This window comes from Intrasporangium chromatireducens Q5-1 (assembly GCF_000576575.1).
In the GTDB taxonomy this organism is placed as follows: Bacteria; Actinomycetota; Actinomycetes; order Actinomycetales; family Dermatophilaceae; genus Intrasporangium_A; species Intrasporangium_A chromatireducens.
Genome location: NZ_AWQS01000194.1, coordinates 1 through 7,172 on the forward strand (window position 1 = coordinate 1; position 7,172 = coordinate 7,172).

Genomic DNA, 7,172 nt, shown 5'->3' on the forward strand with positions numbered 1-7,172 from the left:
CCGGAGTTCGGGCTCACTCGACGGCTCGCAACCGGGGTTTGCGCTCAGTCGACGGTTCGCAACCGGAGTTTGCGCTCACTCGACGGTGGGGTGAGCGGGAGGCGGTCGGCGAGCGGGAGTCAGGTGGGCGGCATACTGCCAGCATGGAGACGGAGCACGAGCGGGAGGCGAGGGCCGTCCGCGACCTCGCCACCCGGCTCGGTCTGCCCGGGATCATCGACGTGCACACGCACTTCATGCCGGGCAACGTCATGGACAAGGTGTGGGCCTACTTCGACGCGGCGGGCCCGCTGGTCGGTCGGGAGTGGCCGATCGCCTACCGCCACGACGAGGACGAACGGGTCCGGCGGCTGCGTGACTTCGGGGTGCTCGCCTTCACCTCGATGCTCTACCCGCACAAGCCGGGCATGGCGGCGTGGCTCAACGCCTGGGCAACCGACTTCGCGGCACGCACACCCGACTGCCTGCACACCGCCACGTTCTATCCCGAGCCGGGCGCGGCCGACTACGTCGCGAGCGCCATCGAGCGGGGCGCCCGCGTCTTCAAGTCGCACGTCCAGGTCGGCGACTACGACCCCAGCGACACGCTGCTCGACCCGGTCTGGGGCCTGCTCCAGGAGGCAGAGGTCCCCACCGTCATCCACTGCGGGTCCGGCCCGGCACCCGGGCGCTTCACCGGCCCGGAGCCGATCCGCTTGGTGCTGCAGCGTTTCCCGCGGCTGCCGCTCGTCATCGCCCACATGGGCATGCCGGAGTACGCCGAGTTCCTCGACCTCGCCGAGTCACACGAGGCCGTGCACCTCGACACGACGATGAACTTCACCGCGTTCTCCGACGAGCAGATGCCGATGCCCGCCGACCAGGTCCGGCGGCTCGCGGACTTCGGCGACCGGATCCTGTTCGGCAGCGACTTCCCGAACATCCCCTACCCCTACCTCGAGGCGCTCGAGGCGGTGACCGGGCTCGGCCTCGACGAGTCGTGGCAGCGGGCGGTGCTGCACGACAACGCCGTTCGGCTGTTCGAGCTGTCCGACCTCAGAGTGGGTTGAGCCGAGGCGCGTTCTCGCCGCCGGGGCGCACGTCGAGCAGCACGTCGAACTCCAGCAGGTCGGCCGTCGCCAGCACCGACGGGCCGTGCTCGCCCTTGTGGGTCGCCCGGGCTGCGCCGTCGCGCCACCCGGCATACGACTCCTCGTCCTCCCACTGCGTCACGACGAAGTAGCGGTCCTCACCCTTCACCGGCCGCAGCAGCTGGAAGCCGAGGAAACCCGGCGACTCCTCCACGACACCGGCTCGCATCCGGAAACGGCGCTCGAGCTCCTCCGCGTGCTCCGGAGGGACTGCGATGGCGTTGATCTTCACGATGGCCATGGGTTCGAGGGTATGCCGCTCACGGTCGTCGCGCTCGGTCGCGTCCCCGCGCTCCGGCCGGGTCCCAGGTGTGGCCCCCCTCGATGCGCTCGAAGATGAGGCTCGTCTCGGCGTGCGCGACGCCTGCGAGCGAGGTGAGGTGGTCGAGGACGAGGTCACGCAGCTCGTCGGACGATGCGGCGCAGACGTGCACGAGGAAGTCCGTGCGACCGGAGACGTGGTAGGCGGCGATGACTCCCGGCACCTCGGCGATCCGGGCCCGGACCGCGTCCATGGCCTCTCGCGCGTGGCCGGTGAACTGCAGCGCGATCATCGCCTCCATGGGGCGGCCGACCGAGGCTAGGTCGACATCGGCATGAATGCCACGGACCGTCCGCGACGCCAGCAAGGAACGGACCCGACCGGCGCAGGTCGACTCGGGGATGCCCACCCTCCGGGCGATCTCGGCGTTGGGCATCCGGCCGTCATCGACGAGCAGGGCGAGGATGGCCCGGTCGACGTCGTCCAGGGGCGCCGGCGGCAGCAGGGGCCGTCGTGGAATCCGCGACGTGGGCGGCTGTGGCGATGGCATGGTCAACAGGATCGCTGACGATTTGCGCTGATGGAAGCGGATCAGCGGGATCCTTGAGGGCTGGCCGTTGATCCGGCGAGGATGGTGGCATGAAGCGTGACACCGCAGCCGTCCACGCCGGCCGTGAGGACCTCACGACGCTCGGCGCCCACGTCCCGCCCCTCGACGCCTCGACCACGTATCCCCTGGCGTCGGTCGAGAGTGGTGGCGCCGCCTACGACCAGCTGGCGGGCGGCGGACCGCCCCGGCCGGAGGACTCATTCGTCTACCAGCGGCTGTGGAACCCCAACGTCGCGCGGTTCGAGCTGGCCCTCGCCGACCTCGAGGGCGCCGAGGACGCGGTCGCCTTCGCAACCGGGATGGCCGCAGTGACCGCCTCTCTGCTGGCAGCCGTGGCCGCCGGCACGCCCCACGTCGTCGCGGTCCGTCCGCTCTACGGCGGCACCGACCACCTGCTCGCGACGGGGCTGCTCGGCACCCGCGTCACGTGGGCGACCGCCGACACGGTCGCCACCGCCCTCGAGCCCGACACGGGGCTGGTCGTCATCGAGACACCGGCCAACCCGTCCCTCGACCTCGTCGACATCGCGCGGGTGGCGGCACTGGCCGGCGACGTGCCCGTGCTCGTCGACAACACCTTCGCCACCCCGGTCCTGCAGCAGCCGCTGGGGCACGGAGCCGCGCTCAGCCTGCACTCGGCGACGAAGTTCATCGGTGGCCACGGCGACCTCATGGGCGGCGTCATCGCGACGAGCCGTGACTGGGCCGAGCGGCTCCGTCGGGTCCGCGCCATCACGGGCGGGCTGCTGTCGCCCCAGTCGGCCCTCGGGCTGCACCGTGGCCTGCAGACCCTGCCCGTCCGGGTCCGCGCGCAGCAGGCCACGGCCGGGCGGCTCGCCGAGTGGCTCTCGGACCAGCCCGAGGTGGCCCGCGTCCACTATCCGGGCCTGGCGGGGTGCGACCCGCGCGGGCTGGTGGGCCGGCAGATGTCCGGTCCGGGCTCGATCATCTCGTTCACCCTCAAGGGCGGGCGCGACGCAGCCGCGGCCGTCGCGGAGCACTGCCGGCTCATCACGCATGCCGTCTCGCTCGGTGGGGTCGACAGCCTGATCCAGGAGGCGGCCGCCCTGACGCACCGCCCGGTGGCCGCCGCGGCGAAGCCGGACGCCTCGCTCCTGCGCCTCTCGGTCGGGCTGGAGGACCCGGACGACCTCATCGCCGACCTCGCGAACGCCCTGCGTGCCGCCACGGCGCTCACGCCGCTGTACCCGGCCGCGGCGCAACTGGGCTGACCCTGGGTTGTGAGCAGGGTTGGGCGCCATCGCACCCCTTTCTGCTCACAACCCCGCTGCTCAGGCCCGCGGCCCGCTACTCGGTGCGCGAGGCGGTCCGTTCGATGGCCGCGAGGATCCGGCTGTAGTCACGACCTGGCTCGCCGCCGAGGACGGCGCCCCAGGCGGGCACCATCTCGGGGCCGTAGCGGTGGCCGTAGCCGTACGGCGGGTTGAGCCCCACCGCCATGTCGGTCGTCAGCTGCCAGAACGTCACGAAGGGGATCCACGTGACGTCGGGGTTGACGTCGCGGCCGAGCGGCTCGCGCAGCCAGTCCGGCTCCGAGCCGAGCAGCGCGGGGTTCCACCACACGACGGGGTCGGACGGGTGCTGGAGGAAGACGAAGCGGGGCTGGAGCCAGGGCCCGAGCGGGCGCCCGACATAGTCGGTCACGAGGCCGACGCCCCCGGCGGCGAAGCGAATGTGCCGGCCGTTGTCGATGACCGGTGCGATCTGCGGCGACCCCTGCGTCCGGCTCGCGTAGAGCTCCTCGGCGATGGACGAGAAGGACGGGGTCCCGCTCCACACCCCACCCTCGGCCCGGGCCAGCATGTCGTCGACGCCGGTGAAGGCGGCCAGTCCGCCGTAGGCACCGAGCGACTCGCCGCCGAGGACGAGCTGCGGTCGCGCGTCGGCGGGCAGCCGCGCCCACACGTCATACACCTTGTCGAAGAGGACCCGCCCCGCCTGACGCGGCGTCGTGCGGTCGGTCAGCAGCTCGAGTGCGCTCGGCAGGTAGGAGTACTGCATGGTCGCGATGGCGCTGTTGCCCCCGGTGAGGTACTCGATCGACTGGGCCGACCAGTCGTTGACCCATCCGTTGCCGGTCGTCGTGAAGACGGCGAGCACCTTCCGGTCGAAGGCGTGCGTCCGGCGCAGCTCGGCGACGACCCGGTCGGCGGTCTGGGTGATCGTCTCGCTGCCGTGCACCCCGGCGTAGGCCCGGATCGGCTGCATCGCCGGGGCCCCCGTGGCGGCGTTGATCTGCGCAGGTGTCAGGGCCTGCGTCACGAAGACCTGGCCCTGGTAGCCGAGGCTGGCATAGGTCTCCGGCGAGCCCGGGCCCCCGGACAGCAGCGGGCTCGTCGGCGCTGACTTCCCTTCCGGCGACTGGGAGTTGAGATAGGCCGAGTAGCGCCCGAAGAGCTGGACGCCGCGCTGCATGACGATGTTGTCGGTGAACCAGGCGGCGACGAAGAGCACCATGACGACGGCGACGACGGTGGCCACGGCCGTCGGCAGGACCCGGGCCGCGCGGTCCTCGACGCGCAGGGTCACGTGCCGGATCCCCCGGCCCAGGGCGACGAGCGCGACCCACACGACCGGCGTCAGGACGAGCACGCCGACCCAGTCGAGCGGGGTGAGCGGGCTGAGGTGCACGACGCTCGCGGTGACCGCCTGCGAGCGCACGTTCGCGACGATGGCCCAGACGAAGGCGGCGGCGAGCAGGGTGAACCAGCCGACGCGCAGCCAGTGTCCCTGCTCCTCGCCCACCGTGACGTCCAGCTGCAGGACGCGGCGCACCCCCCGGCTCAGCCAGGCGAGCAGCGCACCGAGGCCGTAGCCGGCCGCGCCACAGATGCCGCAGACGAGGCCCTGGTAGAACCACGTCCGGGGCAGCAGGCTCGGCGACAGCGCGACGATGACATAGCCGGCCCCGAAGAGCAGCCCGGTCCACGACAGCCCGAACCGGGCGGCGACGACGCGCGCGGCACGCACGACGTGCCGGGCCGTGATGACCGGGGCCCGGCGCACCTCCGCCGAGGTGTCGCCGGGCCGGGCCATGTCGTCAGACCTCCGGGTCGGGGTGGGTCAGGCCAGGTCGAGGCCCGGATAGAGGGGGAACTTGTCGAGCATCTCCGCCGAGGCCGCGTGGGTGCGGTCGGCGACTCCGTCGGCGAGCGCGTACGCCGCCTTCGACGGGGCGCCGGCCTTCGTCGTGCCGACCGAGGTGTTCTTGAGGACGTCGACGACCAGCTCTGCCACCCGGTCGAACTCGTCCCGGCCGAAGCCACGCGTCGTCAGGGCGGGGGTGCCGAAGCGGATGCCGGAGGTGTACCAGGCGCCGTTCGGGTCGTGCGGGATCGAGTTGCGGTTCGTCACGACGCCGGCGTCGAGCAGGGCGGACTCGGCCTGCCGGCCGGTGAGCCCGAACGTCGACACGTCGAGCAGCACGATGTGGTTGTCGGTGCCGCCGGTGACGAGCTGCGCCCCCCGGGACAGGAAGCCCTCGGCGAGCGCCTTCGCGTTGTCGGCGACGTTCTGGGCGTAGGTGCGGAACTCCGGCTGGCGGGCCTCGGCGAGGGCGACGGCCTTGGCCGCCATGACGTGACCCAGCGGGCCGCCGAGGACCATGGGGCAGCCCCGGTCGACGTCAGCGGCATACTCCTCCTGCGCGAGCACGAGGCCACCACGCGGGCCCCGCAGCGACTTGTGCGTCGTCGTCGTCGTGACGTGGGCGAAGGGCACCGGGTCCTCGTCGCCGGTGAAGACCTTGCCCGCGACGAGCCCGGCGAAGTGGGCCATGTCGACCATGAGGGTGGCGCCGACCTCGTCGGCGATCTCGCGCATCTTCGCGAAGTTGATCCGGCGCGGGTAGGCGGAGTAGCCGGCGACGATGATGAGCGGCTTGAACTCGCGCGCCTTGGCGGCGACGGCGTCGTAGTCGAGCAGCCCGGTCTGCGGGTCGGTGCCGTACTGCTGCTGGTGGAACATCTTGCCGCTGATGTTGGGTCGGAACCCGTGCGTCAGGTGGCCGCCCGCGTCGAGCGCCATGCCGAGCAGTCGCTGGTTGCCCAGCTCGTGGCGCAGCTGCTCCCAGTCGGACTCGGACAGCTCGTTGACGTTCTTGGCACCGAGCTTCTCCAGACCCGGCGTCTCGACGCGGTGGGCGAGGATCGACCAGAAGGCGACGAGGTTGGCGTCGATGCCCGAGTGCGGCTGGGCGTAGGCGTACGGCGCGCCGAACAGCTCTCGGGCGTGCTCCGCAGCGAGGGCCTCGACGGTGTCGACGTTCTGGCAGCCCGCGTAGAAGCGGTGCCCGACGGTCCCCTCCGCGTACTTGTCGCTGAACCACGTGCCCATCGTCAGGAGAGTGGCCGGCGAGGCGTAGTTCTCCGAGGCGATCAGCTTGAGCGAGGAGCGCTGGTCGCGCAGCTCGGCCCGCGTGGCATCGGCGACGCGCGGCTCGACCTTGGCGATGATCTCGAGGATCTGGTTGTAGGTGCTGGAGAGGAGAGCGTCCGACATGGGCACAGCCTAGTGACCGTGGCTGCACCTGACGGCGCCGTCTCGCCCCGACGTGATGATGACCGCACCCAGCAGCGCGACGCCGCCGGCCGCCAGACCGGCGAGCAGGGCAGAGGCGTCGTAGATCGGCAGCAGCACCGGCGCCACCGCCGTGCCGAGGAACTGGACCGCGAGGGTCACCGACATGGCGCCGCTCGGGTTGGACGGGGTGCTGCGCACGCCGAGGGTCTGGGTCAGCACGCGCACCGCGGTCGCGGCCGCGCCGGCCAGACCGGTCAGCAGCACGAGCAGCCACAGCCATCGGGCGTCCGTCGCGAAGCCGGTCGAGGCGGCGAGGAGCACGAGCGCGCTCCCCCCGACCCGCAGCAGGCCGAGCCGGTCCGCGAGGTGTCCGGACGCGGTGCCGCTGAGCAGACCGGCGACGCCGAACGCCGCGACGACGAGGCCCCGGCCTGCCGGGGAGAGGCCGAACCGGTCGCTCGCAACGAGCGCGGCGAGCAGCATCAGCCCCGTGCTCGCGAACTGCATGGTGAAGGCGGTGCCCGAGACCCGCGCCAGGCGCCCGTTCGCGAGCGCGCGCCACCGCCCCGCGGCGGGACGGCTCGCCTCGCGCCGCCCGGTCGAGGGGGTCACCACGGCGAGGACGAGC

At 72.2% G+C, this 7,172-nt stretch carries 7 protein-coding genes; 2 read left to right on the top strand and 5 right to left on the bottom strand.

Annotation, left to right across the window (positions count from 1 at the left end):
- Positions 1–143: 143 nt before the first annotated feature.
- Positions 144–1,049, top strand: a complete 906-nt coding sequence (locus N864_RS17055) for an amidohydrolase family protein (protein ID WP_034719663.1) — start codon at positions 144–146, stop codon at positions 1,047–1,049.
- Here N864_RS17055 and N864_RS17060 read toward each other — a convergent pair.
- Positions 1,036–1,371: an antibiotic biosynthesis monooxygenase family protein gene (locus N864_RS17060; protein ID WP_034719665.1), complete on the bottom strand. Its 336-nt coding sequence runs from the start codon at positions 1,369–1,371 to the stop codon at positions 1,036–1,038. The two genes, N864_RS17055 and N864_RS17060, sit on opposite strands and share 14 nt — an antisense overlap.
- Before the next feature lie 19 nt (positions 1,372–1,390).
- Positions 1,391–1,942: an Lrp/AsnC family transcriptional regulator gene (locus N864_RS17065; protein WP_051518728.1), complete on the bottom strand. Its 552-nt coding sequence runs from the start codon at positions 1,940–1,942 to the stop codon at positions 1,391–1,393.
- Positions 1,943–2,031: 89 nt separating this feature from the next.
- Between N864_RS17065 and N864_RS17070 the strand changes: the two genes are divergently transcribed.
- Positions 2,032–3,234 carry a trans-sulfuration enzyme family protein gene (locus N864_RS17070; RefSeq protein ID WP_051518729.1) on the top strand — a complete coding sequence of 401 codons (1,203 nt, stop codon included), beginning with the start codon at positions 2,032–2,034 and terminating at the stop codon, positions 3,232–3,234.
- A gap of 76 nt (positions 3,235–3,310) precedes the next feature.
- Here the strand turns inward: N864_RS17070 and N864_RS17075 are convergent, their stop codons facing one another.
- The 3 genes from N864_RS17075 to N864_RS17085 all read right to left on the bottom strand — a co-directional run.
- The gene (locus N864_RS17075; protein WP_081793982.1) at positions 3,311–5,059 is read right to left on the bottom strand and encodes an alpha/beta hydrolase; all 1,749 of its coding nucleotides are present in this window, start codon (positions 5,057–5,059) and stop codon (positions 3,311–3,313) included.
- A gap of 27 nt (positions 5,060–5,086) precedes the next feature.
- Positions 5,087–6,523 carry a glycine hydroxymethyltransferase gene (locus tag N864_RS17080; RefSeq protein ID WP_051518730.1) on the bottom strand — a complete coding sequence of 479 codons (1,437 nt, stop codon included), beginning with the start codon at positions 6,521–6,523 and terminating at the stop codon, positions 5,087–5,089.
- A 9-nt stretch (positions 6,524–6,532) separates the two neighbouring features.
- The coding region (locus tag N864_RS17085) for an MFS transporter (RefSeq protein ID WP_034719670.1) at positions 6,533–7,172 on the bottom strand (640 nt) is incomplete at its 5' end.